Source organism: Candidatus Aegiribacteria sp. (genome assembly GCA_021108005.1).
Classification (GTDB): Bacteria; Fermentibacterota; Fermentibacteria; order Fermentibacterales; family JCC-6; genus Aegiribacteria.
Genome location: JAIORS010000190.1, coordinates 1 through 1123, shown reverse-complemented (window position 1 = coordinate 1123; position 1123 = coordinate 1). Strand labels below are relative to the sequence as shown.

The following is a 1123-nucleotide window of genomic DNA, read 5'->3' as shown; positions in this document are numbered from 1 at the left end:
ATGTATGTGTTTACGGGGCGATCTACTCCGATGATTCAAGAGGGATATCGGTTGTCAATGAGGCAGTATGCCGGGGATGCGGAAACTGTTTCGGGAGTTGTCCGTCGGGAGCTCTCAGAACAAAGCATTTCACCAATACCCAGCTTTACCGTGAAGTCGATGAGGCGCTCCGATGATTCGTGAAAGGATGAACCAATGACCGATACTGAGCGAAAGGGAGCGGTTCTACCGGTTGCGAAAGAACCCGGTGACACTGTTCTGGACTTCCTCAGGATGGCCATGACAAAGGAAGCAGCAGACGCTGTTATCCTTCCGATGAAAGTGCCGTCCGGCGATTCTTACGCATGGATACTGATGAATGACATTTCTCTGCTTGACGATGCGGTTCCGATAGTTCCCACAATGCCCGTGCAGGGAGCGAAAGCTCTGCGGAGCCTTACCCGCAAAGGTCCTGGGAATCTCAAAGTTATCGCTGTGATGAGGCCCTGCGAAATTAGAGCTGCCATGGAACTCTCAAAGCTCGGGCAGGTTCATTCTGAAAATCTCATCCTGGCCACTTACGATTGCCCCGGAGCGGTGCAGCTTCAGAAATATGTGGATGATCCCGCAGGCGGTGATGAGCGTTTCTCAGGAATGCTTAAGAAAGGCAATCCTGATGATTCCGCCAAATCTGTCTGCCACTATTGCGAGAACTTTTCCATTTTTGATTCAGACATACACTTCGGTTATCTGGGACTGTCTGAAAAGGAAGTACTCCTTGTCCCCGGAAGCGGGAAGGGAACAGAATTTCTTGAAGAACTTGGGCTGGACCTGAAGAAGGATCTTTCATCGTGGGAAAAAGGCATTGAAGAGATCAGAGCGGACAGGGTGAAGACGAGGAAAAACTCTTTTGAGGAAACAGAAATCCAGCTGCGTGACATAGACGGATTGCTGTCAGTATTCGCGAATTGCATCGGATGTCACAACTGTCAGAGCGCCTGTCCCATATGCTACTGCAGACTGTGCTATTTTGATTCGGAAACCGCGGAGCAGGATCCGGACGCGCTGATAACCGCTGCCGAAAAGCGAGGCGGTATTTCTCTTCCGGTGGACAGGATCATGTTCCATACGGGAAGGATGGCTC

At 50.8% G+C, this 1123-nt stretch carries 2 protein-coding genes; both read left to right on the top strand.

Translation table 11 applies throughout. The features are described 5' to 3' along the window. Positions 1-20 precede the first annotated feature (20 nt). Complete coding sequence (locus K8S15_11890) at positions 21-176, top strand: 4Fe-4S binding protein (GenBank protein ID MCD4776736.1); 156 nt, start codon at positions 21-23, stop codon at positions 174-176. Between the two features lie 19 nt (positions 177-195). Continuing rightward, positions 196-1123: hypothetical protein (locus K8S15_11885; protein MCD4776735.1), on the top strand; the 928-nt coding region annotated here is incomplete at its 3' end.